Annotated in this window: 27 protein-coding genes and 5 tRNA genes; 11 read left to right on the top strand and 21 right to left on the bottom strand. The window is 64.9% G+C overall.

All coding sequences use genetic code 11. From position 1 onward, the window contains the following. Positions 1 to 151 precede the first annotated feature (151 nt). Positions 152 to 238 (top strand) — tRNA-Leu (locus tag WDB66_RS03915). Between the two features lie 35 nt (positions 239 to 273). Then, positions 274 to 1,182, top strand: coding sequence for a 1-acylglycerol-3-phosphate O-acyltransferase, YihG family (gene yihG, locus WDB66_RS03910; protein WP_339397228.1), 909 nt, complete (start codon positions 274 to 276; stop codon positions 1,180 to 1,182). Between the two features lie 77 nt (positions 1,183 to 1,259). Here yihG and WDB66_RS03905 read toward each other — a convergent pair whose 3' ends face one another. The 14 genes from WDB66_RS03905 to rpsF all read right to left on the bottom strand — a co-directional run bounded on the left by WDB66_RS03905 (position 1,260) and on the right by rpsF (position 11,698). Beyond that, positions 1,260 to 1,616: a DUF6164 family protein gene (locus WDB66_RS03905; protein ID WP_339397227.1), complete on the bottom strand. Its 357-nt coding sequence runs from the start codon at positions 1,614 to 1,616 to the stop codon at positions 1,260 to 1,262. A gap of 15 nt (positions 1,617 to 1,631) precedes the next feature. Beyond that, positions 1,632 to 1,988: a RidA family protein gene (locus WDB66_RS03900; RefSeq protein ID WP_339397226.1), complete on the bottom strand. Its 357-nt coding sequence runs from the start codon at positions 1,986 to 1,988 to the stop codon at positions 1,632 to 1,634. Between the two features lie 260 nt (positions 1,989 to 2,248). Beyond that, positions 2,249 to 2,322 (bottom strand) — tRNA-Cys (locus WDB66_RS03895). A gap of 107 nt (positions 2,323 to 2,429) precedes the next feature. Then, positions 2,430 to 2,505 (bottom strand) — tRNA-Gly (locus WDB66_RS03890). Between the two features lie 78 nt (positions 2,506 to 2,583). Next, positions 2,584 to 3,174, bottom strand: coding sequence for a CDP-diacylglycerol--glycerol-3-phosphate 3-phosphatidyltransferase (gene pgsA / locus WDB66_RS03885; protein ID WP_339397225.1), 591 nt, complete (start codon positions 3,172 to 3,174; stop codon positions 2,584 to 2,586). Continuing rightward, complete coding sequence (gene uvrC, locus WDB66_RS03880) at positions 3,171 to 5,039, bottom strand: excinuclease ABC subunit UvrC (protein WP_339397224.1); 1,869 nt, start codon at positions 5,037 to 5,039, stop codon at positions 3,171 to 3,173. The genes pgsA and uvrC overlap by 4 nt, the downstream gene beginning before the upstream one ends. A 47-nt stretch (positions 5,040 to 5,086) precedes the next feature. Next, positions 5,087 to 6,514 (bottom strand): hypothetical protein, encoded by a 1,428-nt coding sequence (locus tag WDB66_RS03875; protein WP_339397223.1) that lies wholly within the window; start codon positions 6,512 to 6,514, stop codon positions 5,087 to 5,089. A 37-nt stretch (positions 6,515 to 6,551) separates the two neighbouring features. Beyond that, positions 6,552 to 7,022, bottom strand: coding sequence for a low molecular weight protein-tyrosine-phosphatase (locus WDB66_RS03870; RefSeq protein WP_339397222.1), 471 nt, complete (start codon positions 7,020 to 7,022; stop codon positions 6,552 to 6,554). A 60-nt stretch (positions 7,023 to 7,082) separates the two neighbouring features. Then, on the bottom strand, positions 7,083 to 7,634 hold the full coding sequence (locus WDB66_RS03865) for a Smr/MutS family protein (RefSeq protein WP_339397221.1): 552 nt from the start codon (positions 7,632 to 7,634) through the stop codon (positions 7,083 to 7,085). 110 nt (positions 7,635 to 7,744) lie between these two features. Continuing rightward, a complete protein-coding gene (alr, locus tag WDB66_RS03860; protein ID WP_339397220.1) occupies positions 7,745 to 8,821 on the bottom strand; it encodes an alanine racemase in 1,077 nt (358 codons plus the stop codon). Next, on the bottom strand, positions 8,818 to 10,221 hold the full coding sequence (locus WDB66_RS03855) for a replicative DNA helicase (protein ID WP_339397219.1): 1,404 nt from the start codon (positions 10,219 to 10,221) through the stop codon (positions 8,818 to 8,820). Before WDB66_RS03855 ends, alr begins: the two co-directional genes overlap by 4 nt. Before the next feature lie 232 nt (positions 10,222 to 10,453). Next, entirely contained in the window at positions 10,454 to 10,903 is a 450-nt protein-coding gene (gene rplI / locus WDB66_RS03850; RefSeq protein ID WP_339397218.1) for a 50S ribosomal protein L9, read from the bottom strand. A gap of 105 nt (positions 10,904 to 11,008) precedes the next feature. Next, positions 11,009 to 11,236, bottom strand: coding sequence for a 30S ribosomal protein S18 (gene rpsR, locus WDB66_RS03845; protein WP_339397217.1), 228 nt, complete (start codon positions 11,234 to 11,236; stop codon positions 11,009 to 11,011). Positions 11,237 to 11,263: 27 nt separating this feature from the next. After that, positions 11,264 to 11,698: a 30S ribosomal protein S6 gene (rpsF, locus tag WDB66_RS03840; protein WP_339397216.1), complete on the bottom strand. Its 435-nt coding sequence runs from the start codon at positions 11,696 to 11,698 to the stop codon at positions 11,264 to 11,266. 321 nt (positions 11,699 to 12,019) lie between these two features. Here rpsF and sugE point away from each other — a divergent pair, with 321 nt between their 5' ends. Then, positions 12,020 to 12,337 carry a quaternary ammonium compound efflux SMR transporter SugE gene (gene sugE, locus WDB66_RS03835; protein WP_339397215.1) on the top strand — a complete coding sequence of 106 codons (318 nt, stop codon included), beginning with the start codon at positions 12,020 to 12,022 and terminating at the stop codon, positions 12,335 to 12,337. A gap of 35 nt (positions 12,338 to 12,372) precedes the next feature. Here the strand turns inward: sugE and WDB66_RS03830 are convergent, their stop codons facing one another. Then, positions 12,373 to 12,705: a HesB/IscA family protein gene (locus WDB66_RS03830; RefSeq protein ID WP_339397214.1), complete on the bottom strand. Its 333-nt coding sequence runs from the start codon at positions 12,703 to 12,705 to the stop codon at positions 12,373 to 12,375. A 140-nt stretch (positions 12,706 to 12,845) separates the two neighbouring features. Between WDB66_RS03830 and asnS the strand changes: the two genes are divergently transcribed. The 3 genes from asnS to WDB66_RS03815 are packed head-to-tail and all read left to right on the top strand — an operon-like array spanning position 12,846 to position 14,872. Then, positions 12,846 to 14,246, top strand: coding sequence for an asparagine--tRNA ligase (gene asnS, locus WDB66_RS03825; RefSeq protein WP_339397213.1), 1,401 nt, complete (start codon positions 12,846 to 12,848; stop codon positions 14,244 to 14,246). A gap of 3 nt (positions 14,247 to 14,249) precedes the next feature. Beyond that, on the top strand, positions 14,250 to 14,546 hold the full coding sequence (locus WDB66_RS03820) for a hypothetical protein (protein WP_339397212.1): 297 nt from the start codon (positions 14,250 to 14,252) through the stop codon (positions 14,544 to 14,546). An 11-nt stretch (positions 14,547 to 14,557) separates the two neighbouring features. Beyond that, positions 14,558 to 14,872, top strand: a complete 315-nt coding sequence (locus tag WDB66_RS03815) for a hypothetical protein (protein ID WP_339397211.1) — start codon at positions 14,558 to 14,560, stop codon at positions 14,870 to 14,872. Between the two features lie 16 nt (positions 14,873 to 14,888). Here WDB66_RS03815 and WDB66_RS03810 read toward each other — a convergent pair whose 3' ends face one another. From WDB66_RS03810 to WDB66_RS03800, 3 genes are read right to left on the bottom strand one after another with little or no spacing between them, the layout of a single operon-like run. Beyond that, a complete protein-coding gene (locus WDB66_RS03810; RefSeq protein ID WP_339397210.1) occupies positions 14,889 to 15,986 on the bottom strand; it encodes a hypothetical protein in 1,098 nt (365 codons plus the stop codon). A 30-nt stretch (positions 15,987 to 16,016) separates the two neighbouring features. After that, positions 16,017 to 16,637 carry a DUF2058 domain-containing protein gene (locus WDB66_RS03805; protein WP_339397209.1) on the bottom strand — a complete coding sequence of 207 codons (621 nt, stop codon included), beginning with the start codon at positions 16,635 to 16,637 and terminating at the stop codon, positions 16,017 to 16,019. 11 nt (positions 16,638 to 16,648) lie between these two features. Continuing rightward, positions 16,649 to 16,855 carry a SlyX family protein gene (locus WDB66_RS03800; protein WP_339397208.1) on the bottom strand — a complete coding sequence of 69 codons (207 nt, stop codon included), beginning with the start codon at positions 16,853 to 16,855 and terminating at the stop codon, positions 16,649 to 16,651. Positions 16,856 to 16,985: 130 nt separating this feature from the next. Here WDB66_RS03800 and WDB66_RS03795 point away from each other — a divergent pair, with 130 nt between their 5' ends. Then, entirely contained in the window at positions 16,986 to 17,471 is a 486-nt protein-coding gene (locus tag WDB66_RS03795) for a DUF456 domain-containing protein (RefSeq protein WP_339397207.1), read from the top strand. 81 nt (positions 17,472 to 17,552) lie between these two features. On the opposite strand, the gene ppsA is transcribed toward WDB66_RS03795, so the two are convergent. Then, on the bottom strand, positions 17,553 to 19,931 hold the full coding sequence (ppsA, locus tag WDB66_RS03790) for a phosphoenolpyruvate synthase (protein ID WP_339397206.1): 2,379 nt from the start codon (positions 19,929 to 19,931) through the stop codon (positions 17,553 to 17,555). A gap of 165 nt (positions 19,932 to 20,096) precedes the next feature. On the opposite strand from ppsA, the gene ppsR reads away from it, so the two are divergent. From ppsR to WDB66_RS03770, 4 genes are all read left to right on the top strand, one after another. After that, the gene (gene ppsR / locus WDB66_RS03785) at positions 20,097 to 20,918 is read left to right on the top strand and encodes a posphoenolpyruvate synthetase regulatory kinase/phosphorylase PpsR (protein WP_339397205.1); all 822 of its coding nucleotides are present in this window, start codon (positions 20,097 to 20,099) and stop codon (positions 20,916 to 20,918) included. A 28-nt stretch (positions 20,919 to 20,946) separates the two neighbouring features. Next, entirely contained in the window at positions 20,947 to 21,468 is a 522-nt protein-coding gene (locus WDB66_RS03780; protein WP_339397204.1) for a DUF1249 domain-containing protein, read from the top strand. A 77-nt stretch (positions 21,469 to 21,545) separates the two neighbouring features. Further along, positions 21,546 to 21,621, top strand: a tRNA-Ala gene (locus WDB66_RS03775). A 9-nt stretch (positions 21,622 to 21,630) separates the two neighbouring features. Next, positions 21,631 to 21,706, top strand: a tRNA-Glu gene (locus tag WDB66_RS03770). A gap of 207 nt (positions 21,707 to 21,913) precedes the next feature. Here WDB66_RS03770 and WDB66_RS03765 read toward each other — a convergent pair. Together WDB66_RS03765 and WDB66_RS03760 are read right to left on the bottom strand one after the other, a co-directional pair. Continuing rightward, complete coding sequence (locus tag WDB66_RS03765) at positions 21,914 to 22,312, bottom strand: hypothetical protein (RefSeq protein WP_339397203.1); 399 nt, start codon at positions 22,310 to 22,312, stop codon at positions 21,914 to 21,916. A 105-nt stretch (positions 22,313 to 22,417) separates the two neighbouring features. Then, a complete protein-coding gene (locus WDB66_RS03760; protein ID WP_339397202.1) occupies positions 22,418 to 23,935 on the bottom strand; it encodes a fumarate hydratase in 1,518 nt (505 codons plus the stop codon). Positions 23,936 to 23,980: the final 45 nt, after the last annotated feature.

Raw genomic sequence — 23,980 nt, 5'->3', positions numbered from 1 at the left:
TGACCTGATCCATGACCTGATCCATGACCTGATCCATGACCTGATCCATGACCTGATCCATGACCTGATCCATGACCTGATCCATGACCAGATCGATACCCGCAAGCACCGCAAGCAGCCCAGCAACCTCTATCCTATGCGTCGGCCCTCCGCCCGGATGGCGAAACTGGTATACGCAAGGGACTTAAAATCCCTCGGCCGCAAGGCCATGCGGGTTCGATTCCCGCTCCGGGCACCACGGGCCACCACCTTTCCGTCACGCTCCGGAATTCCATGCCCGCCTTCCTCCGCATCGCCTTCGCCACTACCCTGATCGGGCTCAACACCCTGCTCCACACTACGCCGCTGCTGCTGCTTTCGCTGGTGAAACTGGCGTTGCCGTTTGCCGGAGCGCGCATGCGGATCTCGCAGTGGTTGACGCGTCTGGCCGAATCCTGGATCGGGCTGAACTCGGCGATGATCCGCGCCTTCACCCCGACCAAAATCACCCTGCACGGCGAAGCCGAACTGGATCCGGAAGGCTGCTATCTGGTGCTGTGCAACCACCGCAGCTGGTGCGATATCCCGGTGCTGCAGGCGGTGTTCAACCGGCGCATTCCGCTGCTGCGCTTCTTCCTCAAGCAGCAGCTGATCTGGGTACCGGTGCTGGGGCTGGCCTGGTGGGCGCTGGATTTCCCGTTCATGCGTCGCCATTCGCAGGCCGAGCTGGCGCGCCGTCCGGAACTGCGCGGGCGCGATCTGGACGCCACGCGCGCCGCCTGCGCCAAGTTCGCAACAGTGCCTGTTTCAATCATGAATTTCGTCGAAGGCACTCGCTTCACGGCGGAAAAGCACGCGCGCCAGAAACCGCCCTACCAGCACCTGCTGCGACCGCGCGCCGGCGGTGCGGCGGCGGTGCTGGACGCGATGGCCGGCAAGCTCAGGGTGGTGCTGGATCTGACCCTGGTCTATCTGGATCCGCAACCGTCACTGGCCGACCTGATGGCCGGACGCCTGCGCCATATCGAGATCCACATGACCGCGCGCGAAGTGCCGGAAGATCTGGCCGACGGCGGCAATTACGAAGTCGACAGCCACTATCGCGCGCGCTGCCAGCGCTGGCTCAACAGCCTGTGGTCGGAAAAGGACGCGCTGATCGCCGCACGCCTGCAACAGCATGGCAGCAGCCCTTCCGTAGACTGAAACCCCACCTGTGTCGGCCTCTGACCCGGAACCTGGCGCTGCCGTGACACCCCGTCACACTGGCTCAACGGCGGCAATCACCAGCCGAAATACGGCCACGCCATCAGCACCACAATGCCGATGATCACCACCAGCGCCAGCCCGAAACCCAGCGGGTTGGCGCGCAAACTGTCGATCACGCCCGGCGCTTCACCGCTTTCCCGTTGCCGGGCAAGTTCGGCGCGCACCCGCACCTGACGCTCACGCTGGTAGGCGTCGAATTGGCGTCGCGCGGCCTCGTAGTCCTGTTCTTCCACCCAGATCCCGGCCAGTGAAATACGCCAGCGCCCGGCTTGTGTCTCGTAGAAATCGATGCCGTGTTCGCGCAACAGCGCACGCACCTCCTCGACCTCATCCTCGGGCGCATGCCGCAGGTTCATCAGCAGACGGCTCATCTCAAGAAGTCCTGATCAGAGCGCTGCAGTGATGATGATTTCCACCTTCCAGTCAGGATCGGCCAAGGCCGCCTGGAAGGTCGCTCGCGCCGGTGTCTGGCCGGCCAAGACCCACGCGTCCCAAACCGCATTCATTTCGGAGAAGTCGTTGATATCCGACAGCAGGATTTCGGCCCGCAGTACGCGCTCGCGGCTGCTTCCGACAGCGTGCAGCAATGCGTCCACCTGCTCCAACGCCTGCCGGGTCTGGCCGGCGACATCCAGGCCCGGACTCTCGGCCACCTGACCGGAGAGATACACCACACCGTTGTGCACCACCGCTTCGGACATGCGCGGGCCGATGTCATGGCGATGAATGGGCGATGGACTCATCAGGGTGATCTCGTGACGTGGGGCCGCCGATCATAGGGCATCGCTCGCAACACGGATAATGCACAGCTGCGGCTCGGCGGCCCACCACACCACGTACGGCTGCTTCATCGTTTCAACACCGGTGAATGCCGAAGCATTTTTGCCCCCAACCAGAAGATTTCGCAGACCAGCTGGCCTGCCTCCCACTACAGCGCAGACAACAAAAAACCCCGCCAGTAGCGGGGTTTGATGATGTTCCGGGATGTCCCGGTATCTCGATTTGGAGGCCTGAGTCGGAATCGAACCGGCGTACACGGCTTTGCAGGCCGCTGCATAACCACTCTGCCATCAGGCCCCTGAGGCGTTGCGAAGCGTGGTGGCTTCGTCGGATGCCTGCCCGCCATGGGCGTAACCGGTATCCGGAAATGCGAAACCCCGGCGGAACCGGGGTTTCGACTTGTCTGGAGCGGGAAACGAGACTCGAACTCGCGACCCCGACCTTGGCAAGGTCGTGCTCTACCAACTGAGCTATTCCCGCGTGGTCGAAGCATTCTAGCGAACTTCGGCGCGAAGTCAATACTTGAAGTGGTCACATTGTTGAAATTCTTCCGTCGCCTCAGCGCACGTCGTCGCGCATCGCCGGCCACGCCGCGCGCAGGTACTGGAAGCCGGACCACAGCGTCAGCAACGCGGCGGCCGCGAGCAGCCAGTCGCCGATGTGGAAGATCACATCCCCCATCCACGGCGTGCTGCGCTGCGGCTTTTCCGGTGTCACGGAATACAGCAGGCACAACAGCGCGATCATCTGCACCATGGTCTTGACCTTGCCGATCCAGGCGACCTTGACCCGCGCGCGCTGGCCGATCTCGGCCATCCATTCGCGCAATGCCGAAACCGCGATCTCGCGCCCGACGATCACCGCCGCCCAGAACGCCATCCACGGCGTCGGGTGGCCCTGCACGATCAGGAACAGCGCCACCGCCACCATCAGCTTGTCCGCGACCGGATCAAGGAAGGCGCCGAACGCCGAGTACTGGTGGAAGCGGCGCGCAACCCAGCCATCGAGCCAGTCGGTGAACGCACCCAGCGCGAAGATGAACGCGGCAGCGAAGTTGGTCCAGCCGTAGGGCAGATAGAACACCACCACCAGCACCGGAATCAGCGCGATGCGGAACAGCGTCAGCAGCGTGGGAACCGTGAGCTTCACGCCGGATCCTGCTTGCCGCTGCCGGCGTCTTCTTCAGCCACGCCGTGCAGCGCGCTCCAGATTCGTTTGGCCAATGCCATGTTGATGCCTTCCACCCGCGCGATCTCCTCGGCGCCAGCACGCCGCAGTTCGGCCAAGCCGCCGAAATGACGCAGAAGCATAGCGCGCCTGCGTGGTCCGATGCCCGGGATGTCTTCCAGCCGGCTGTGCTCGCGCGTCTTGGCGCGGCGCCCGCGATGCCCGGTGATGGCGAAGCGGTGCGCTTCATCACGCACCTGCGCGATCAGGTGCAGCGCCGGCGAATCGGCGCCCGGATGCAGCTGGCTGCCATCGGGCAGCACCAGGGTCTCGTCACCGGCGCGGCGCTCGGCGCCCTTGGCCACACCCAGCAGGCTGACCCCGGTGATCTCCAGTTCCTCCAGCACCTGGATCGCACGCGTCAGTTGGCCCTTGCCACCGTCGATCAGCAACAGGTCCGGCAGCACGCCATCCTCGCGCGCACGCTTGAAGCGGCGTGTCAGCGCCTGCTGCATTGCGGCGAAATCATCGCCCGGTGTGATGCCGTTGATGTTGAAGCGGCGGTACTGGCCACGCACCGGCCCTTCGGCATCGAACACCACGCACGAGGCCACCGTGGCCTCGCCCATGGTGTGGCTGATGTCGAAGCATTCGATCCGCTGCGGCGGCTGTTCCAGTCCGAGCAGTTCCTGCAGCGACGCCATCCGCGCACGCTGGGTGGCGCTGCTGCCGATCTGCGCGGCCAGCGCGATGCGCGCATTCTGCTGCGCCAGTTCCAGATAGCGGGCGCGCTCGCTGCGCACCGATGTCTTCAGCTGCACCTGGATACCGGCCTGTTCGGACAGCAGACGCGCGAGCAGAGGCGCATCAGCGATGGCGTGGCTGAGCACGATTTCGCGCGGCGGGCGCTTGTCGACGTAGTACTGCGAGACGAACGCCTCCAGCACTTCGCCCGCATCCTCAGCGCCGTTGGTGCGCGGGAAGAAGCTGCGCGTGCCCAGGTTCATGCCGTTGCGGAAACACAGCAGCACCACGCAGGCCATGCCCTGCTCCATCGCGCAGGCCAGCACGTCCAGTTCGGCGCGGTCGCCATCCACGTACTGGCGCGCCTGCATCTTGCGCAGATTGGCGATCTGGTCGCGCAACTGCGCCGCCTTTTCGAATTCCAGCGCAGCGCTGGCCGCTTCCATCGCGTCGCCCAGCTCCTGCACCAGCACATCGTTGCGTCCGTCCAGGAACAGTTCGGTGCGATGCACGCTGGCGCGGTATTCGGCCGGTTCGACATAACCCACGCACGGCGCGCTGCAACGCTGGATCTGGTATTGCAGGCAGGGCCGGCTGCGGTTGCGGAACACGCTGTCCTCGCAGGAACGCAGCTTGAACAGCTTGTGGATGGTGTTGAGCGTCTCGCGCACCGACAGCGCGCTCGGATACGGCCCGAAAAACCGCCCCGGCAACGCGCGCGTACCGCGATAGAAGGTGATGCGCGGGGTCGCATCTTCGCTGGACAGATAGATGTAGGGATAGCTCTTGTCGTCACGCAGCAGCACGTTGTAGCGTGGCTTCAGCGATTTGATCAGCTGGTTTTCCAGCAGCAGCGCCTCGCCTTCGGTGCGGGTAACGGTGACTTCCATGCGCGCCACCTGCGACAGCATCGCGCGGGTGCGCGGGCTGCGCGGTGCATTGGTGAAATAACTGGCGACGCGCTTTTTCAGCGACGCCGCCTTGCCTACATACAGCACCGCATCGTCGGTGCCGTACATCCGGTAGACGCCCGGCGCGGTGGTCAGTTCGCGCGCGAACTGGCGGCCATCAAAGCCCGGCACTTCTGGATCATCGCGCTGCATCACACCGCCCCGTCACCGCGCGCGGCAGCGTTCGGCCGCGCCTGGCATCACGGTGCCATCGGAAGGCATTGCACCTGTCCGCTGGAAAGATCCACCCGCAGCACTTCGTGCGCATCGGTATTGGAGATCCACAGGTGCTCGCCGTTGCTGGCCAGCGCGGTCGGGCGCCGCAGGCCGTGCTCCAGCGGGAACTGCACCAGCTCGCCCTGTTCAAGGCGCAGCATCCGGATCGCGTTGTTGTAGCAATCGGCCACCCACAGCAGCGGCGCCGATGGGTCCAGCGCGATGCCCTGCGGATACTGCAAGCGCGCATCCTCGCGTCCACCATCGGCCAGGCCGTATTCGAACAGGCCCTTGCCCGCCAGCGTCTGCACCTCGCCGGTGCCCAGATGCAGGCTGCGCAAGGCCGAAGCCTGACCATCGCTGACATAGAGCGTGTGCTGCTGCAAGGCCAGCCCGCCCGGCTGCGCGAATCCAGCCAGCGCGCCGGTTCCATCGGCCAACGCGAGCCGGCCCGAGCCTGCCAGCGGCCGAAAGGAATGACGCCCCAGGTCCAGCTCCCAGATCTGGTTGCTGGCCGACATTGCGATATAGAGCCGGTCCAGCCCGGCCACCACGCCGTGGGGATGATCCAGCAGGATCTCAGCCTCACGGAAATCGGTGGCCGCACGCGGTGGGCCGGCACGACCAGCACCGATCAGCGTATCGACCTCGCCGGTAGCCAGCCGGATGCGGCGGATCGCATGGTTACCGGTGTCGGCGACGTAGAGATTGTCCTTGAGCAGGGCCAGACCAACCGGCGCCAGAAAGCGGGCCTGGATACCCAACCCATCGACGAAACCGGCGGTGCCAGAACCGAATGTGCGCAATACCTGGCCATCGTGGGTGCATTCCAGAATGCGGTGATGGCCGCTGTCGGCCAGGTACAGGCGGTCCGCCGTCAACGCCAGACCACGCGGAAACGCCACTTCGGTCAACGGCTCCGGGCGCGAGACCGACTGCGCGTTTTCGTAGACGCGCCAACCGGCTTCACCGGCCTGATCCAGCAACTGCACGATGATCCGCTCCAGCGCATCGCGCTGCTGATCGCCGGACACGATTTCCACCAACCGGCCCTGCGCATCGATCACCGCCACCGAAGGCCAGCCCCGGATGCCGTAATGCTGCCAGGCCACCACATCGGCATCGCTGGCGACCGGAAAGCGCACGCCCAGCCGGTTGACCGCGCGCCCGACCAGATCGGCATCGCGCTGCGCATCGAACTTCGGAGTGTGGATGCCGATCACGCTCAGGCCATCGGCATAGCGCAGTTGCAGATACGCAAGATCCGCCAGCAGATTGGCCGAAGGCGCCGACGCCGCATGCCAGAACGCCAGCATCACGACCCGGCCACGCAGCGCGGCGATGCGCTGTTCCGGGCAGTTGACCCAGCTCAACGAGGGCGAAAGGTCTGGCGCCAGCGGGAAATTGGTCATCGGCAGGTCCGGCAGGAAATTCCCGTACGAAGCGCCATTATGCCCGCCCCTGCACGCGCTGCACCAAGCGCGGCATCGCATCGCGCAGCAAGCCGGTCACGTGGCGGAAATCATCAATTTCACCGTAGTACGGATCCGGCAGTTCGGTGCCCGGCGCAGCGCCGCACCAGGGCAGCAGCAGCGCCAGCTCGGCGCAGGCATCACGCGGACGCCGCTGTTGCAGCAAGGCCAGATTGGCGGCATCGGCCGCAAGGATCAGATCGAAGCGGTGGAAGTCCTCGTCATCCACCTGGCGTGCACGCAGACCATCGATGTCACAGCCGGCTTCGCGTGCGATCGCACGGGCGCGCGGGTCCGGCGCACGGCCGATGTGGTAATCGTGGGTGCCGGCCGAATCCAGCCGCAGATCAAGCCCGGCAGCCTCCAGCGCCGCCCGCGCCATGCCCTCGGCCAAGGGCGAGCGGCAGATATTGCCCATGCACACGAACAAGATGGATGAGTAGGCCACGTTTGAAGGCTCCTGTTGCACATGACCGGCCAGCTTAGCCGCAGCGTGCGCAGGCATCCATCAACCGGTCAGCAGCACCAGCACCGCGCCGCTGCCGCCATCGCGCGCGGGCGCCGAAGCGAAGGCCAGAACGTCGGCACGCAGCCGCAGCACGCGGTCCACCAGTGACTTGAGCACCGGACCCGGATCGCCCGAGCGCAGGCCCTTGCCGTGGATGATGCGCACGCAGCGCTTCTGTTCGTAGCGGGCTTCGGCCAGGAACTCGCGCAGCACTGCTTCAGCCTGGGTCTGGGTCAGGCGATGCAGGTCGATTTCATCCTGCACCGCGTACTGGCCGCGCTTGAGCTGGCGCAGCAGGCGCGGCGAGTGGCCGTCGCGCAGGTATTCGAGCACATCGCCCGGACCCAGCGGCGAAGCGCTGAAGGGCTCGAAACGTGATTCATGCAGGGCCCGGGCTTCGTCCTGCTCACGCGAGCGGGGACGCGGCGCGGGCGGCGCTGGCCGTGGTGCGGGTGCCTGTTCTTCCAGACGCCGCACCGGGCCGATCGCCTCATGGAACAGCGCCACCTCGTCGGGCGCCGGCGGGGGCGCGGGTTTGGGTCGCTTGGCCACGGGGTTCTCGTACAGGCGGCATCGGGCGAATCACTATAGCGCCGCCGTGCCCGATGACACGGTCCACGCAAGCTTGCAGCCAGCTCGGCTGCACGCCGGAAGGTGTTGCTTCAGGCCTCGACGTAATGCACCCGGGGCGTCAGCCGGCAGGTCAGCTCGTAGCTGATGGTACCGGCGCAGGCCGCGACCTCTTCCACCGACAGCCCATCACCCCACAGCACCACCTCGTCACCGACCTGCGCCTGCGCTGCGGCGGACAGATCAAGGGTGATCAGGTCCATCGACACCCGGCCGATCAGTTCACAGCGCTGGCCGTGAACCAGTACCGGCGTGCCGGGCGCGGCATGACGCGGATAGCCATCGCCATAACCGACCGCCGCGACACCCACGCGCATGGGCGTCGGGCAGGTGAAGCTGCCGCCGTAACCGATGCAGGCGCCGGCGGGTTTTTCCCGGATCGCGATCAGGCGCGTAGACAGGCGCATGGCCGGTTGCAAACCCTCGTGCACGCCCCAGCGTCCCGGCTTGGTGGTCAGACCATAGAGTGCGCCACCCGGACGCACCCAGTCGCCATGCGTGTCCGGGTGGTCGAGCACGGCGGCCGAGTTGGCCAGCGACAGCGGCAATCCGCTGCCGGCGGTGGCTTCGCGGAACACCGCAAGCTGTGCCGCGACCGTGGCCGGATCCGGCTCGTCGGAGGCGGCGAAATGCGTCATCAGCACGATGTCCGGCGCCACATTCGGCATCGCCCGCAGCCGCGTCAGCGCGTCGCCGAATTCTTCCGGCGGAAAACCGAGCCGGTTCATGCCGCTGTCCAGTTTCAGCCAGACATGCAGCGGCCCGGCATCGGGCTGGGCTTCGAGCATCGCAAGCTGGGCCGGATGGTGGATCGACGGGCGGATGTCCTGCTGCCCCAGCCGGGCGATGTCCTGCGGCGCATCGAACCCGCCGAACAGCACGATCGGCTGGGTGAATCCGGCTGCGCGCAGGGTCTCCGCCTCGGCCTGCGTGGCCACACCGAACGCCTCGGCATGGCGCAGCGCCCGCGCGGCAGTTTCGATGCCATGACCGTAGGCATCGGATTTGAGCACGGCCAGCACGCGGCTGGCGCTGGCACGGCGCTGCAACAGCGCGTAGTTGGCGGCGATGGCGGCGCCATCGATCCGGGCCACAACCTGCCGGCTCACTCCATCGCCCCCGAGTACGGCTGCGCGGTGTAGTTGTCAAAGCGCGTGAAGCGGCCGTTGAACACCAGCTTCACCGTGTCGGTGGGGCCGTTTCTGTGTTTGCCGATGATCACTTCGGCCAGACCCTTGTCCGGCGATTCCTTGTTGTAATACTCGTCGCGGTAGATGAACACGATCATGTCCGCGTCCTGCTCGATGGCGCCGGATTCGCGCAGGTCGGCCATCACCGGGCGCTTGTCGGTACGGCTTTCCAGCGAGCGGTTGAGCTGGGAAAGCGCGATCACCGGCACATTCAGTTCCTTCGCCAAGGCCTTGAGCGAACGCGAGATTTCCGAGATTTCGGTGGCCCGGTTTTCCTTGTTGCCGGGCACCTGCATCAGCTGCAGATAGTCGATGACGATCAGCCCCAGATCATGCTCGCGCGCCATGCGGCGGGCACGCGAGCGCAGTTCCACCGGTGACAGCGCCGGGGTGTCGTCAATGTAGATCTTGGATTCGGTCAGCATGGTGATCGCGCTGGTGACCCGGCTCCAGTCCTGGTCTTCGAGCTTGCCGGTCTTCAGGTTCTGCTGATCGACCCGGCCCAGCGAGGAAATCAGGCGGAACGCAAGCTGGCTGGCCGACATTTCCATCGAAAACACCGCCACCGCCTTGCCGGTCTTGAGCGACGAGTATTCGGCGATATTCAGTGCCAGCGAGGTCTTTCCCATCGCCGGGCGCGCCGCCAGGATGATCAGGTCCGAGGGTTGCAATCCGGCAGTCAGCGCATCGAAGTCGATGAAACCGGTTGGCAGACCAGTCAGCGCGCCCTGGTTGGCATAGCGCTGCTGCAACAGATGGAAGGCATCCTTGACCGCGCCTTTCATCGGTTGCAGGCCAGTGCGCCCACGCGCGCCGGCCTCGGCGATCTTGAACACCGCCTGTTCGGCGCCTTCCAGAACCTCGCGGCTGCTGCGTCCGGCCGGCTGGAAAGCATCGTTGACGATGTCCGTGCCGACATCGATCAGCCGCCGCAGGATCGCCTTTTCCCGCACGATGTCGGCATAGGCCATGATGTTGGCCGCGCTCGGCGTGGTGCTGGCCAGCTCGATGATGTAGGCGCTGCCGCCCACCTGTTCGTCCAGGTTCTGGGCTTCAAACCACTCGCCCAGAGTGATCGCATCACAGGGCTTGCCGTCATTGGCCAGCTGCCCGATCGCGCGGAAGATCAGCTGGTGGTCGCGGCGGTAGAAATCCTCTTCGACCAGTCGATCGGCGACCTTGTCCCAGGCCTCGCTGGACAGCATCAGGCCGCCGAGCACGGCCTGCTCGGCCTCGATCGAACTGGGCGGAACACGCAACGCATCCACGCGCGGATCAGGCCGCTCGGAACGCTCGGGACGGGGAAAGACGGCAGCCATGCAACGCGCACCTTCGGAACCAGCAGGACACCCCATGATACGGCCAGCGCCGCCGCAGCGCAGGTGACAAGCCTGTGGAAAAGTGGAGGAGAACCGGGAAAACTTTGCGCCCCGCACAGGTATCGGGCCTCTTCACCCACCCCGCATGAATCCGTGCATCAAGTGCAAACCCGCAAAACGACAACGGGCGCCGAAGCGCCCGTTGTCTGTCACACGAAGAACCGATACCTGATCAGGCTTCAGGTTCAACCACGACCTTGACCGTGGTTTCGATATCGGCATGCAGTTGCAGCAGCACCTCGAACTCGCCGGTGCGGCGCAGCGGACCTTCGCCCAGGATGACTTCCGACTTTTCCAGCGGCAAGCCGGCGGCGGTGAAGGCTTCGGCGATGTCGCGCGGGCCGACCGAGCCGTACAGCTTGCCTTCGGTGGAGGCATTGGCGCCGATCTTGACGCTGGCGTCGGCAAAGCGCGCGAGGCGAGCTTCGGCGTCGCCCAGCAACGCGGTGGCCTTGGCTTCGAATTCGGCGCGGCGCGTCTCGAACATGGCGATGTTGTCGGGCGTGGCTGGCACGGCCTTGCCCTGCGGCACCAGATAGTTGCGGCCGTAGCCGCGCTTCACCGTGACGGTGTCGCCCAGGCTGCCCAGGTTGATGACTTTCTGAAGAAGAATGAGTTGCACGTTGATGACTCCAGGTTCGTTAGCAGCCGTGCCGGGGCTCCGGCACGACCGCAACGTGAGGCTGTCCGAACACAAGGCCGGCACCCGCAGGTGCCGGCGGCAGGATCAGAGGTGGTTGTCGGTGTAAGGCAGCAGCGCCAGGTAACGGGCGCGCTTGACCGCGGTGGAGAGCTGCCGCTGGTACTTGGCCTTGGTGCCGGTGATGCGGCTGGGCACGATCTTGCCGGTCTCGGTGATGTACTGGCGCAGGGTGTTGAGATCCTTGTAATCGATCTCGGTCACGCCCTCGGCGGTGAACTTGCAGAACTTGCGGCGACGGAAGAACTTGGACATGGTGATCTATTCCTTGTGGGCGGGCAGTCAGGCAGCGCTTTCTTCGCTGCTTTCCTCATCACTATCACTGGCTTCGGACTCGGTCGAACCCGACCGGCCGCCCTCGGAATCGTCATCGCGACGGCGACGCTCGGGCTTCTCGTCCTTGGTCTTCATGATGAAGGACTGCTCGGTATCGGCCGCATCGCGGCGGATCACCAGGTGGCGCAGCACTGCATCGTTGAAGCGGAACACCGAGACCAGTTCTTCCAGCACCGCGTCGGTGCACTCGATGTTGAGCAGCACGTAGTGGGCCTTGACCAGATTCTGGATCGGATAGGCCAGCTGGCGACGGCCCCAGTCTTCCAGACGGTGGATCTTGCCGTTGTCGCCTTCGATCAGCGCCTTGTAGCGCTCGATCATGGCAGGCACCTGCTCGCTCTGGTCCGGATGGACCAGGAACACGACTTCATAATGACGCATGGGTTGTTTCCTTGTGGATGACGCCGGCATCGTTGCCGGCGAACAGCCTCCCGCCGGGGCGCAGAGCCGCGCGGCAGTGAGGCAAGGGCCTTGTCCGGTGTGGACAAGGGGCGCGAATTTTAGTGCAATCCGGGGCTTGGCGCAAGGATTGGGCGCTGTTGGCATCGGCCAAGGGGCGTGGTGTTCACCGCCCATTGCCGGGCTGGATATGCCAGCCTTCACGGCCCGGTGACGGCATGTCGCCGGTCTTCCAGGAGGACGACCTCCCCCGCGCCGCGGGCATCCAGACGGGACGGCCCGGTTTTCCGCCGGAGATGTCTGATGGCCTGGATTCTGTTGTTTTTCGCGGGTTTGCTGGAAATCGTGTGGGCGTATTCGATGAAGCTATCGCACGGCTTCAGTCGCCTGACCCCGTCGATTGTCACCGTGATCGCCATGCTGGCCAGCTTCACGCTGCTGGCGCGCGCGATGCGCGATCTGCCCCTGGGCACGGCCTATACCGTGTGGACCGGCATCGGCGCCGCCGGGGCCTTCATGGTCGGGGTGCTGGTGCTGGGCGAACAAGCCTCGCCGCTGCGCCTGCTGGCGGCCGGCCTGATCATCGCCGGCCTGGTGTTGATGAAGGTGGCCGAGGGCTGAGCCTTTCGGTGCTGCGACATGTCATGCCGCAGCGCTCAGGAATCCTGCGTGGTGAAGCTTTCGCCGCAGCCGCAGGCGGCGGTGGCGTTCGGGTTCTGGAACACGAATTCCTGATTCAGCCCGCGCTTGACGAAATCGATCGTAGTGCCGTCCACCAGTGCCAGGCTGTCGGCATCGACCAGCACGGTGACGCCATCCTGTTCAAACACCTGATCGCGCTCGTTGCGCTGGTGCGCCACGTCGACCAGATAGCCCCAGCCCGAGCAGCCGGTGCGCTTGACGCCGAAACGCAGGCCGACACTGGCCGGATCGCCCTGGAGGAAACGGCGCGCGCGTTCCAGCGCGGCCGGGGTAAGTTGGATGCTCATCGCGAAAGTCCTGCAAACTGTGGGATGCCTGGCGCGACGGTAGCGCCGTGGCGTGCTTGCGTCCATGCCATGCGGCACGCCGCTTGCCTTATCATTGCCGACCCATACAGATGCGCCCGATGGCGTGGAGATTCAAGGCGATGTCAGTGGTCAGCGTGAAACAGGCTCTGTCGGGCGCGATTGCCGCCGGCAGCCAGGTTACCGTGCGCGGCTGGGTCCGCACCCGGCGCGATTCCAAGGCCGGGTTGAGTTTCGTCAACCTCAGCGACGGCTCGTGCTTTGCGCCGATCCAGATCGTGGCGCCGGCGACGCTGGCCAATTACGAATCAGAAGTGAAGCATCTGAGCGCCGGTTGCGCAGTGATCGCGAGCGGCACGCTGACGCCTTCTCAGGGCGCCGGCCAGGCCTTCGAGATCCAGGCTGAAACGATCGAGGTGACCGGGTTTGTCGAAGACCCGGAAACCTACCCGATCCAGCCCAAGGCGCACTCGCTGGAGTTCCTGCGCGAAGTCGCACACCTGCGCCCGCGCACCAACCTGTTCGGCGCGGTGACCCGTATCCGCCACTGTCTGGCGCAGGCGGTGCACCGCTTCTTCCACGAGCAGGGCTTCTACTGGGTCAACACGCCGATCATCACCACCTCCGATGCCGAAGGCGCAGGTCAGATGTTCCGCGTGTCCACGCTGGATCTGGCCAACCTGCCGCGCAGCGACAAGGGCGAAGTCGATTTTTCCCGCGATTTCTTCGGCAAGGAAACCTTCTTGACCGTGTCCGGCCAGCTCAACGTCGAGGCCTTCGCACTGGCGTTGAGCAAGGTCTACACCTTCGGTCCGACCTTCCGCGCCGAGCACAGCCACACCACGCGCCATCTGGCCGAGTTCTGGATGATCGAGCCGGAAATCGCCTTCGCCGATCTCAACGACAACGCCAACTTGGCCGAAGCCTTCCTCAAATACCTGTTCCGCGCAGTGCTGGACGAGCGCGCCGACGACATGGCCTTCATCGCCGAGCGCGTGCAGAAGGATGCGGTGACGCGGCTGGAAACCTTCATCAACGCACCGTTCGAGCGCATCGAATACACCGATGCGGTGGCGCTGCTGCAAAAGTCCGGGCAGAAGTTCGAATTCCCGGCCGAGTGGGGCCTGGACCTGCAAACCGAACACGAGCGCTGGCTGACCGAACAGCACGTCGGCCGGCCGGTGGTGGTGGTCAACTACCCCGAGCACTTCAAGGCCTTCTACATGCGCCTGAATGATGACGGCAAGACCGTCGCAGCGATGGACGTACTGGCGCCGGGCATCGGCGAAATCATCGGCGGCAGTCAGCGCGAAGAGCGCCTGGACGTGCTCGACCAGCGCATGGACCAGTTCGGCCTGGACCGCGAACACTACGGCTGGTACCGCGATTTCCGTCGCTACGGCACGGTGCCGCATGCCGGCTTCGGCCTGGGCTTCGAGCGCCTGGTGGTCTATGTCTGCGGCCTGTCCAACATCCGCGATGCGATCCCCTACCCGCGCGTGCCTGGCAGCGCCGAGTACTGAGCGGTGGGCATCTTTCTTGCGCTGACCACGCTGGCGGTCGCCATTTCCGGTGCGATGGCCTTCGTGCTGTTCTGGCCGATGTCGCTGGTGCATCTGCGCGACCGTCACCCCGAACTGCTGCGCAGCTTCGGGGCGTTTCCCTTCGCCTCGCCGAAGGGCCTGAAATGGCTGCTGCTTCACCGCCACAAGACACTGGGCGATACCTCGCTCAACGGCCTGGCCACGCCGGCCAGTCTGGCATTGTGGTGCATGCTGATCGCGCTGCTGGTCAGTGGCGCGCTGTGGCTGTTCTACCGTTGAGGAAACCAACCATGGACGAGGCTTCCAACCCGAATGGACAATGGTGGCTGGTGGTGCTGGGCAACACCCTGATCTGGAGCCGGCTGCGGATCCGGGAGTCGGGCACCGCCGAAGTGCTCGACAGCGACGGCAACACGCTGAACTACGACAGCCCCGACAGCGCCCGCGCGGCGCTGATGGATGCCGACTTCCGGGCCTTGGACGGCATGGACGAAAGCGACGCACTCGAACTGGGCGTATCGCTGCACGCCTTGGTGCCACCGCAAGGCGAGGACCCGGCGCAGCTGCGCGGGCGCATGGTGCAAACCTTACCCACCCGGCACTGAATCTGCCGGCCCGGCCTCACCCCTCGAAACCGTCGCGGAATATCCCTTGCCCCGGCACGATCGGCGTGCGCACGCAATCGTAGGTTTCGGCGATGCGCGGCCCGGTATCGATCACGGAAAAATCCGTCACCTTGACCGGACTGTGGTTGCCGTCACTGTCGCTCCAGAAAACATGCGACGTGATGCCCAGTGCCGCCCATGTGGTGCCGGTGTGGCGGTCCGATTCAAAGGTCAACGCGATATTGCCGCCATCGGCCAGCACGATGCCGTAGCGCTGCATCGTGCGCAGGATCACGCGCGCCGCATCGTTGTAGCCGCTCATGTCGAAGTCGGCGCGCAAACGCAACCGCGCACCATACGGCACCGAGCCGACCGGCCCTGAAGGGCTGCCGGCATGGCTGGCCGGGCGCACGTACAAGCGACCACCAACACCTCCCAATGGAGCATCCGAGGCCATGCGGTTGTTGGGCAGGATGAAGCGGATCGCATGGCCCAGATCGCCATCGGGTTGCGCCACCGCGGCCGCCACGCCATCGGCATTGGGCAGCAACGGCGCGATCGGGAACCCGGCCGCATCGGCGCTGGTGCAGTGTTCGCCGCGTCCCTGCGGCGGGTAGACCGTGGCCAGATCCCAGACCGCCAGACACATCGCATCCAGCACGCCGTCTTGCAGGTTGCCGGCATACAGTTCATACAAGGTCTGGCCCTCGACCACGATCAGATGGCAATCGGCAGCGGTGTTGTCACAGGCAAGGCCAGCGTTGCCCTCGAACGCGGCGTCAGCCGGCACCGGCATGGTGCTGCCCAGCGGCTCGCAATCGGGCAAGTAGTAATCGCCGTATATGCGATGCGCAATGACCGGATGACGCGGCGCGCTTTCGCCCGGCGCGAGCTGCCGCACATGCAGCGAAAAATCTATTTGCATCCGATTGCTGTTGCCCCAGCCACCGACCTTGGCGAGCGTGGCGATCATGTCGGTCGAATCAGGATGCGTGGCGGCTGTGGAAATGTCCTGGTGCCAGACCGCAGCGGACGGGAAGCGCGGTGCCGGCGCGGCGCCGGACGTCAACGCCACCAGCAACAGGACCGGCAAGGCATACGACGCGTGGCGCATGGCGGGTCCTGCCTAGGCGGGTGTTTCAGACTACCAGACCAGATCGTCGGGCACCTGATATTTCGGATCGGCGTATTCGTCGTTTTCCGGCGGCGCGTTCGGGTCCACGCGCAGCGCCAGCGAACCCGGCATGATCGCCTCGGCGGCCTGCGCATCGGCCAGGCTGACCAGATGGTAGCGCCCGCCCAGTTGCACCACGGCCAGTTCACCGGCATTGAGCGCCTTGAGCTGGGCGTCATCCACGTGCACGCGACGGATCTTGCCGCCATATTCGAAATGGCGCGCAATCTCGGCATTGTCCAGATTCAGCCGCACGCGGTTCAGCAGTTCGGTCAATTTCGCGCGCGCTTCGCGGCGCTGGCGGGCTTCTTCCTGGCGCTGCTTTTCGGCGGCGATGCGCTCGTCCTTTTCCTTCTGCGCGCGGATCGCATAGGCCTTGGCCAGATCGATGTCCTCACGCTTACTGCCGGCATTGCGCTGCGGCTTGCGATGGTTGTCGCCAGCACCCGGTTTTGCCGCAGGCCGGCCCGGCCGCCTGCCTTGGCTCCGTTTTTCCCCACCACGGCGTGGTTCGTCCGCTGGGCGGCGCTCCTCGCGCGGCGGCGCCTTGAAGCCCAGCTTCATCAACTGGTCCTTGAGGGAATCGCTCATCGCAATATTGCTCAGTAATGTGGGGGTGGTTCGTTCGCCGCTGGCGGGCTCAGTCCGTCACGCAGCGCGCCCAGTTCCGCGCTGGCCTGCGCAAAGGCATGCCGCAGCGCCTCCAGTTCCAGACGCTGGCGGTTGACCAGATCGCTGAGCTCGCCCAGGGCAAGCTCCTGGAAGGCCAGGCGGGTTTCGATTTCAACAAGGCGGGCATCGTGGTCCATCAGCAGATTCTATCGTGGATGGCGGGTGCGGCGATGACTTTGAGCCACTCCCGGGCCTCGCCACGGCCTGCGCCATCTGCGGTACAGCCGCGATCGGCGATGATTCGACCACTTTCCCGCTGGATTTCGAATGGATATTTCGCTGGCGTTCTACATCCTCGGCGGCCTGCTGTTGCTGGTGGGCATCGTCGGGATCGTGCTGCCGGCGCTGCCGGGCGTGCCGTTGATGTTCGCCGGCATGCTGATGGTGGCCTGGGCCGGAAATTTCAGCCTGCTCGGGCCCGGCATGCTGGTGGTGCTGGGCGTGCTGACGCTGTTGTCGGTGTTCCTGGACCTGCTGGCCGGATTGATCGGTGCGCAGCGCGTGGGTGCGAGCCGGCTGGCATTGATCGGTGCCGCGATCGGTACCGTGGTCGGGCTGTTTTTCGGGTTGATCGGCGTGGTGCTGGGGCCGTTCATCGGAGCGTTTCTGGGCGAGCTTGCCTACAGCCGCAAAAGCACGCTGGCCACGCGCGTGGGCATCGGCACCTGGATCGGGTTGCTGCTGGGCACGATCGCGAAGATCGGCATCGCGTTCCTGATGCTGGGCGTGTTCGTGCTGGCCTTGCTGCTGTAAGCACGCGCACCGCTGGCGGATACGGAAACGCCGATGCGTGGGCATCGGCGTTTCGTGATCAGGCCTTGGCGATGAGCGGCATCAGCCGGCTGCGTTCTTCGCCTTTGCCAGCTTCAACCAGGTGTCGACCACGGTGTCAGGATTGAGCGACACCGATTCGATGCCCTCTTCCATCAGCCACTGCGCCAGATCCGGATGGTCGCTCGGGCCCTGACCGCAGATGCCGACGTACTTGCCGCGCGCACGGGCGGTCTTGATCGCCATCGACAGCAGCTTCTTGACCGCCGGATCGCGCTCGTCGAACAGGTGCGCGACGATGGACGAATCGCGGTCCAGCCCAAGCGTGAGTTGGGTCAGATCGTTGGAGCCGATCGAGAAACCATCGAAGATGTCGAGGAACTCGTCGGCCAAAAGCGCGTTCGAGGGCACCTCGCACATCATGATGATCTTCAGGCCGTTCTCGCCCTGGCGAAGGCCATTCTTCGCCAGCACCTCGATGACCTTGCGGCCCTCGTCCAGCGTGCGCACGAACGGGATCATCACCCACAGATTGTCCAGCCCCATGTCCTCGCGAACACGCAACACCGCGCGGCACTCCAGCTCGAAGGCCTGCGCGAACGAGGGATCGACATAGCGGCTGGCGCCACGGAAGCCGATCATCGGGTTCTCCTCGTCCGGCTCGTAGCGCTGGCCGCCGATGAGGTTGGCGTATTCGTTCGACTTGAAATCGCTCAGCCGCACGATCACCGGGTTGGGCGCGACCGAGGCGGTCAGCGTGGCGATGCCTTCGGCCAGGCGGTCGACATAGAAACCGACCGGATCGGAATAACCGGCGATGCGCTCGTCGATGCGCTGGCGGGTGTCGGCATCCTGGCGGTCGTATTCGAGCAGCGCCTTGGGATGCACGCCGATATGCGCGGCGATGATCATTTCCAGCCGCGCCAGACCGATGCCGGCGTTGGGCAACTGGCCGAAGTCGAACGCGCGCTCGGGGTTGGCGACGTTCATCATGATCTTCAGCGGCGCCGGCGGCATATTGTCCAGATCGGTGGTGGTGCGCTCGAACGGCAGCGCGCCTTCGTAGATGAAGCCGGTATCGCCCTCGGCGCAGCTCACCGTGACGTGCTCGCCATCGGTGATCCGGCTCAACGCATCGCCGGTGCCGACCACGGCCGGCACGCCCAGTTCGCGCGCGATGATCGCAGCATGGCAGGTGCGGCCACCGCGATTGGTGACGATGGCGGCCGAGCGCTTCATCACCGGCTCCCAGTCCGGATCAGTCATGTCGGCCACCAGCACGTCACCGGGCTGCACCCGCGCCATGTCCTCAAGCGAGCGCACCACGCGCGCCACGCCGCTGCCGATCTTCTGCCCGATGGCGCGGCCTTCGGCCAGCACCGGGCCGCGCTGTTGCAGCGTGAAACGCTCGATCTGGGTGGCGCGTGCGCGCGATTTCACCGTTTCCGGACGCGCCTGCAGAATGTAGAGCTTGCCGGTTGCGCCGTCCTTGCCCCATTCGATGTCCATCGGGCGGCCGTAGTGCTGCTCGATGATCAGGGCCTGCTTCGACAGTTCCTGCACGTCCTCGTCGGACAGCGAAAAGCGGCTGCGCAGTTCGACCGGCGTGTCCTCGGTGCGCACGCGCTCGCCGGGCACATCCGAATACACCATGCGCAGCTGCTTGGCGCCGAGCGAGCGGCGCAGGATCGCGTGCTTGCCAGCCTTGAGCGTGGGCTTGTAGACGTAGAACTCGTCCGGGTTGACCGCGCCCTGCACCACCATTTCACCCAGACCGTAGCTGGCGGTGACGAAGACCACGTCGCGGAAGCCGGATTCGGTGTCGAGCGTGAACAGCACGCCGGACGCGCCGATATCCGAGCGCACCATCAGCTGCACGCCGGCCGACAGGAACACATCCTCGTGCTTGAAGCCGTGGTGCACGCGATAGGCGATGGCGCGGTCGTTGTAGAGACTGGCGAAGACTTCCTTGACCTTCACCACCACATCGTCGGCGCCGGTGACGTTCAGATAGGTTTCCTGCTGCCCGGCGAAGCTGGCATCGGGCAGGTCTTCGGCGGTGGCTGAAGAACGCACCGCGACGGCTACCTCACCGCCACCGTTGTCGGCGCAGAGTCTGGCGTAGGCCTCGCGGATCGCGGTATCCAGCGCCGGCTGCAGCGGGGCTTCGATCACCCAGTTGCGGATGTCGCGGCCGGCCTTGACCAGCGCGTCGACATCTTCCACATCCAACCCGGCCAAGCGATCGAAAATGCGCTGTTCCAGATTGTTGTGGGCGATGAATTCGCGGAAGGCGTCGGCCGTGGTGGCATAGCCGCCGGGCACCGATACACCCAGCTTGGCGAGGTTGCCGATCATCTCGCCGAGCGAGGAGTTCTTGCCGCCAACCTGGGCAAGGTCGGTCAGACGCAGCTCATGCAGCCACAAAACGTGCGGGATCACTCGGCGGCTCCGATTGGGAAAGGACGTTTGATGCGGTGCGGTATTCTGGCCGCGCCGCGCCCTCCTTACAAGCGCGTGACAGCCCGGCTGTGAGCCGCAGCACCGATCTGATCGCATTGCCACAGGGCGCTGGCTACACTGCGGCAAACCTCAGAAGGAGCCGCAATGGCCGCGCTACGCCCCGTCTTCTACATCTCCGATGGCACCGGCATCACCGCGGAAACCATCGGCAGCAGCCTGCTCACGCAGTTCCCGGATGTGGAATTCGCGACCCAGCGGATTCCGTTCGTGGACAGCGAATCCAAGGCCCGCAGCGCATCCCAGCGCATCCGCGAAGCCGGTGAGCGCAGCGGCGTTCGCCCGATCGTCGTCAACACCGTGGTCGATGGCACGCTGACCGCGGTGCTGGCGGAAAGCGGCGCGCTGATGATGGATGTGTTCGCCCCGTTCATCGTGCCGCTGGAAGCCGAACTGGGCACCACCCGCCAGGCCAAGGTCGGCCACGCCCATGGCATCGTCAATTTCGCCAAGTACGAAACCCGGATCAACGCCACCAACTATGCGCTGACCCACGATGACGGCATCGATGTGCACTACGACGACGCCGACGTGATCCTGGTGGGCGTATCGCGCTCGGGCAAAACCCCGACCTGCCTGTATCTGGCCTTGCATTTCGGCGTCAGCGCCGCCAATTACCCGCTCACCGAAGAAGATCTGGAAGGCGGCGGCATGCCGCCACGCCTGCGCGCGCACCGCAAGAAGCTGTTCGGCCTGACCATCGATCCAATGCGGCTGCAACAGATCCGCCAGCAGCGCCGTCCCGACAGCCACTACGCGAAGCTGGAAACCTGCAAGCGCGAAGTGCAAGCCGCCGAAGCGCTGTTCCGCCAAGAGGGCCTGCCCTCGCTGAGCACCACCAATACCTCGATCGAGGAGATCGCCAGCAAGGTGATGTCCCAGCTCAATATCGACAAGCACCTGTACTGAACCCGGAACCGGAGCCGAAACCACGCCCATGCACCTCGCCGAAGCCACCACCCCGACCCTGCCGCGCGCCTCGCGCTTCGGCTACCTGATGGCGTTGTATGGCGAAAATTTCGACCGCTTCGAACGCATGTTCATGCCGCACCGCTGTGGCTTGGGACACTGGCGCTCCAGCCTTGGCGATGGCCTGGATCTGCACCTGCACGTGATGCAGCAGCACCGCTACACCACCGAATACCGTCTGACCTACGACATCAGGGATCCGATGACCGGCGAGCCGGATCCATCCGCCTTCCTGCGGCGCTACCACGACGCGCGCGTGCTTGAAGCCACGCACTGCTATGTCGGACGCCGCTGGCAGGACGTGCTGGGCCTGCACCCCTCGCCCCAGACCCTGCTCGGGCACCGCCTGCAGATGAATGTGTTCCTCGGCAAATGGCTGGAATTCCTCGCCGAACAGGGTCACTCGCCGCACAGTCTGCAACGCGATCCCCGGCCCGCTCAGCGATGCCACGAAACGCCACCGGAATCGCGCTCGATCATCGACGCATGAGTCTGCAACAAACAGCCCGCAAACAACGCTTGACGAATCGCAAAATGCAGCCTAACATGGTCGTCTTTCCAGCACGTGGGGCTATAGCTCAGCTGGGAGAGCGCTACAATGGCATTGTAGAGGTCATCGGTTCGATCCCGATTAGCTCCACCAACAACTTAGGTCCCCATCGTCTAGAGGCCTAGGACACAACCCTTTCACGGTTGCGACCGGGGTTCGAATCCCCGTGGGGACGCCATCTCAACCAACTTGGTTGGATCAAAAAAGACCCGCTTCGGCGGGTCTTTTTTGTTGGTCCTTTTCATACCGTTGGTAGCGGGCGCTGCTGAAGACATCTGCCTGATACCGGAAAGCGGACTTCAGCCCTCAAGTTGCGCTCACCGACACAGGAACATGCAAAGCCACAGCATCTGCAGCGCAACACGCGACGTGCTCCGCCTCTTGCCTATTCCTCACCGTGCCGCAGCCAGATCGTGGCGGCTGATTCCTCGCTGAAGACGGCGGCGAGGATGCCATGCTCGCGCGCCAGGATCGCGATGTGCTCGTGTAGCGAGAGCTGCTCATTGCCGTTGTCGACAAAGGCGACCTTGCAGCCGTCAAAGCCCATCGTGGTCAGCCTTTCGAACAGCGCCAGCAGCTGATCGGGGCGGCCGTCCTCAATGAGGTTCTCGATCACCAGCACCCGCCGTACGTCGCAGCGGCGGCGTTCCTCTGCGATCTTTGCCCAGTACGCGACCGATATTTCGAACGAATCGTGCAGGCCCTCCACCTGTGCCCGCAACACCCCTCCGGTCAGACTGAAGTGGACTTCGAACCCTTCCCCGTGCTCGACCCGCCTCAACATGGATATGGCATCTCCCCTGGAAAGCGGCCGCCCCGATCGGCCGTACTCGTCAAACACGCGATTGCCACACCAGCATGCCGCAACCGGCCCCGCCTGTGAATCCGATCACACCACAACGACAGGAATCCTGCCGATCCGAGCCTGCCACTGGCGCGGGCCGGTTTCGTGCACCGACACGCCCTGCGAGTCCACCGCGACGGTCACCGGCATGTCCTTGACCTCGAACTCGTAGATCGCTTCCATGCCCAGATCCTCGAAACCAACCACCTTCGCGGCGCGGATCGCCTTGGACACCAGATAGGCCGAGCCACCGACCGCCATCAGATACACCGACTGGTGCTTGCGGATCGCCTCCAGCGCCGCCGGGCCGCGTTCGGCCTTGCCGATCATGCCGAGCAGGCCGGTCTGTTCCAGCACCTGATCGGTGAACTTGTCCATGCGCGTGGCCGTGGTCGGGCCGGCCGGGCCGACAACCTCATCGCGCACCGGATCGACCGGGCCGACGTAGTAAATGAAGCGTCCGCGCAGATCGACCGGCAACGGCTCGCCCTTATTGAGCATGTCGACGATGCGCTTGTGCGCGGCGTCGCGACCGGTGAGCATCTTGCCGTTGAGCAGCAGCACTTCGCCGGGCTTGAAGCTGGCGACGTCCTCGCGGGTGATCGTATCCAGATCGACGCGGCGCGCGTTCTGCGGGTTGTAGGTCAGCTTCGGCCAATCCTCCAGCGAGGGCGGATCCAGCGCGACCGGCCCGCTGCCATCCAGCGTGAAGTGCGCATGACGGGTGGCGGCACAGTTGGGAATCATCGCCACCGGCAGGTTGGCGGCGTGGGTCGGGTAGTCCTTGATCTTGACGTCGAGCACCGTGGTCAGGCCGCCCAGACCCTGAGCACCGATGCCCAGCGCGTTGACCTTTTCGTACAGCTCCAGGCGCATCTCCTCGATCCGGTTGGACGGGCCGCGTGCGATCAGCTCCTGGATGTCGATGGCCTCCATCAGGGATTCCTTGGCCAGCAGCATCGCCTTCTCGGCGGTGCCGCCAATGCCGATGCCGAGCATGCCCGGCGGGCACCAGCCGGCACCCATCGTCGGCACCGTTTTCATCACCCAATCGATCACCGAATCGGACGGGTTGAGCATGGCGAACTTGGATTTGGCCTCCGAGCCGCCGCCCTTGGCTGCGACGATCACATCGACCTTGTCGCCGGCGACGATCTTCATATTGACCACGGCCGGGGTGTTGTCGCGGGTGTTGCGCCGCGTGCCGGCGGGATCGGCCAGCACCGAGGCGCGCAGCTTGTTGTCCGGATGCGCATAGGCACGGCGCACGCCTTCGTTGACGGCGTCTTCCAGCGAGCCGGTGAAGCCCTCCCAGCGCACGTCCATGCCCACTTCCAGAAATACCGTGACGATGCCGGTGTCCTGGCAGATCGGGCGGTGGCCCTCGGCGCACATGCGCGAGTTGATCAGGATCTGCGCCATCGCGTCCTTGGCTGCCGGCGATTCCTCGCGCTCATAGGCGACGGCGAGGCTGCGGATGTAGTCGACCGGGTGGTAGTAGCTGATGTATTGGAGGGCGTCGGCAATGGACTGGATCAGGTCGTTCTGGGAAATGGTGCGCACGGCTGCCTTTGAAGGGGTGGCTTTCGGGAAACGACAGTTTACGAT

It is taken from the genome of Denitratimonas organivorans (assembly GCF_037478135.1).
Lineage (GTDB): Bacteria > Pseudomonadota > Gammaproteobacteria > Xanthomonadales > Xanthomonadaceae > Denitratimonas.
The sequence above is the reverse complement of the archived record's forward strand: the minus strand, read 5'-3'. Positions and strand labels throughout refer to the sequence as shown.

Coding starts and splice junctions, on each gene's coding strand:
- yihG (WP_339397228.1), top strand. CDS start 274: ATGCCCGCCTTCCTCCGCATCGCCTTCGCCACTACCCTGATCGGGCTC.
- WDB66_RS03905 (WP_339397227.1), bottom strand. CDS start 1,616: ATGAGCCGTCTGCTGATGAACCTGCGGCATGCGCCCGAGGATGAGGTC.
- WDB66_RS03900 (WP_339397226.1), bottom strand. CDS start 1,988: ATGAGTCCATCGCCCATTCATCGCCATGACATCGGCCCGCGCATGTCC.
- uvrC (WP_339397224.1), bottom strand. CDS start 5,039: ATGCAGCGCGATGATCCAGAAGTGCCGGGCTTTGATGGCCGCCAGTTC.
- WDB66_RS03875 (WP_339397223.1), bottom strand. CDS start 6,514: ATGACCAATTTCCCGCTGGCGCCAGACCTTTCGCCCTCGTTGAGCTGG.
- WDB66_RS03855 (WP_339397219.1), bottom strand. CDS start 10,221: ATGGCTGCCGTCTTTCCCCGTCCCGAGCGTTCCGAGCGGCCTGATCCG.
- rpsR (WP_339397217.1), bottom strand. CDS start 11,236: ATGTCCAAGTTCTTCCGTCGCCGCAAGTTCTGCAAGTTCACCGCCGAG.
- rpsF (WP_339397216.1), bottom strand. CDS start 11,698: ATGCGTCATTATGAAGTCGTGTTCCTGGTCCATCCGGACCAGAGCGAG.
- sugE (WP_339397215.1), top strand. CDS start 12,020: ATGGCCTGGATTCTGTTGTTTTTCGCGGGTTTGCTGGAAATCGTGTGG.
- WDB66_RS03830 (WP_339397214.1), bottom strand. CDS start 12,705: ATGAGCATCCAACTTACCCCGGCCGCGCTGGAACGCGCGCGCCGTTTC.
- asnS (WP_339397213.1), top strand. CDS start 12,846: ATGTCAGTGGTCAGCGTGAAACAGGCTCTGTCGGGCGCGATTGCCGCC.
- WDB66_RS03815 (WP_339397211.1), top strand. CDS start 14,558: ATGGACGAGGCTTCCAACCCGAATGGACAATGGTGGCTGGTGGTGCTG.
- WDB66_RS03810 (WP_339397210.1), bottom strand. CDS start 15,986: ATGCGCCACGCGTCGTATGCCTTGCCGGTCCTGTTGCTGGTGGCGTTG.
- WDB66_RS03805 (WP_339397209.1), bottom strand. CDS start 16,637: ATGAGCGATTCCCTCAAGGACCAGTTGATGAAGCTGGGCTTCAAGGCG.
- WDB66_RS03800 (WP_339397208.1), bottom strand. CDS start 16,855: ATGGACCACGATGCCCGCCTTGTTGAAATCGAAACCCGCCTGGCCTTC.
- WDB66_RS03795 (WP_339397207.1), top strand. CDS start 16,986: ATGGATATTTCGCTGGCGTTCTACATCCTCGGCGGCCTGCTGTTGCTG.
- ppsR (WP_339397205.1), top strand. CDS start 20,097: ATGGCCGCGCTACGCCCCGTCTTCTACATCTCCGATGGCACCGGCATC.
- WDB66_RS03780 (WP_339397204.1), top strand. CDS start 20,947: ATGCACCTCGCCGAAGCCACCACCCCGACCCTGCCGCGCGCCTCGCGC.
- WDB66_RS03765 (WP_339397203.1), bottom strand. CDS start 22,312: ATGTTGAGGCGGGTCGAGCACGGGGAAGGGTTCGAAGTCCACTTCAGT.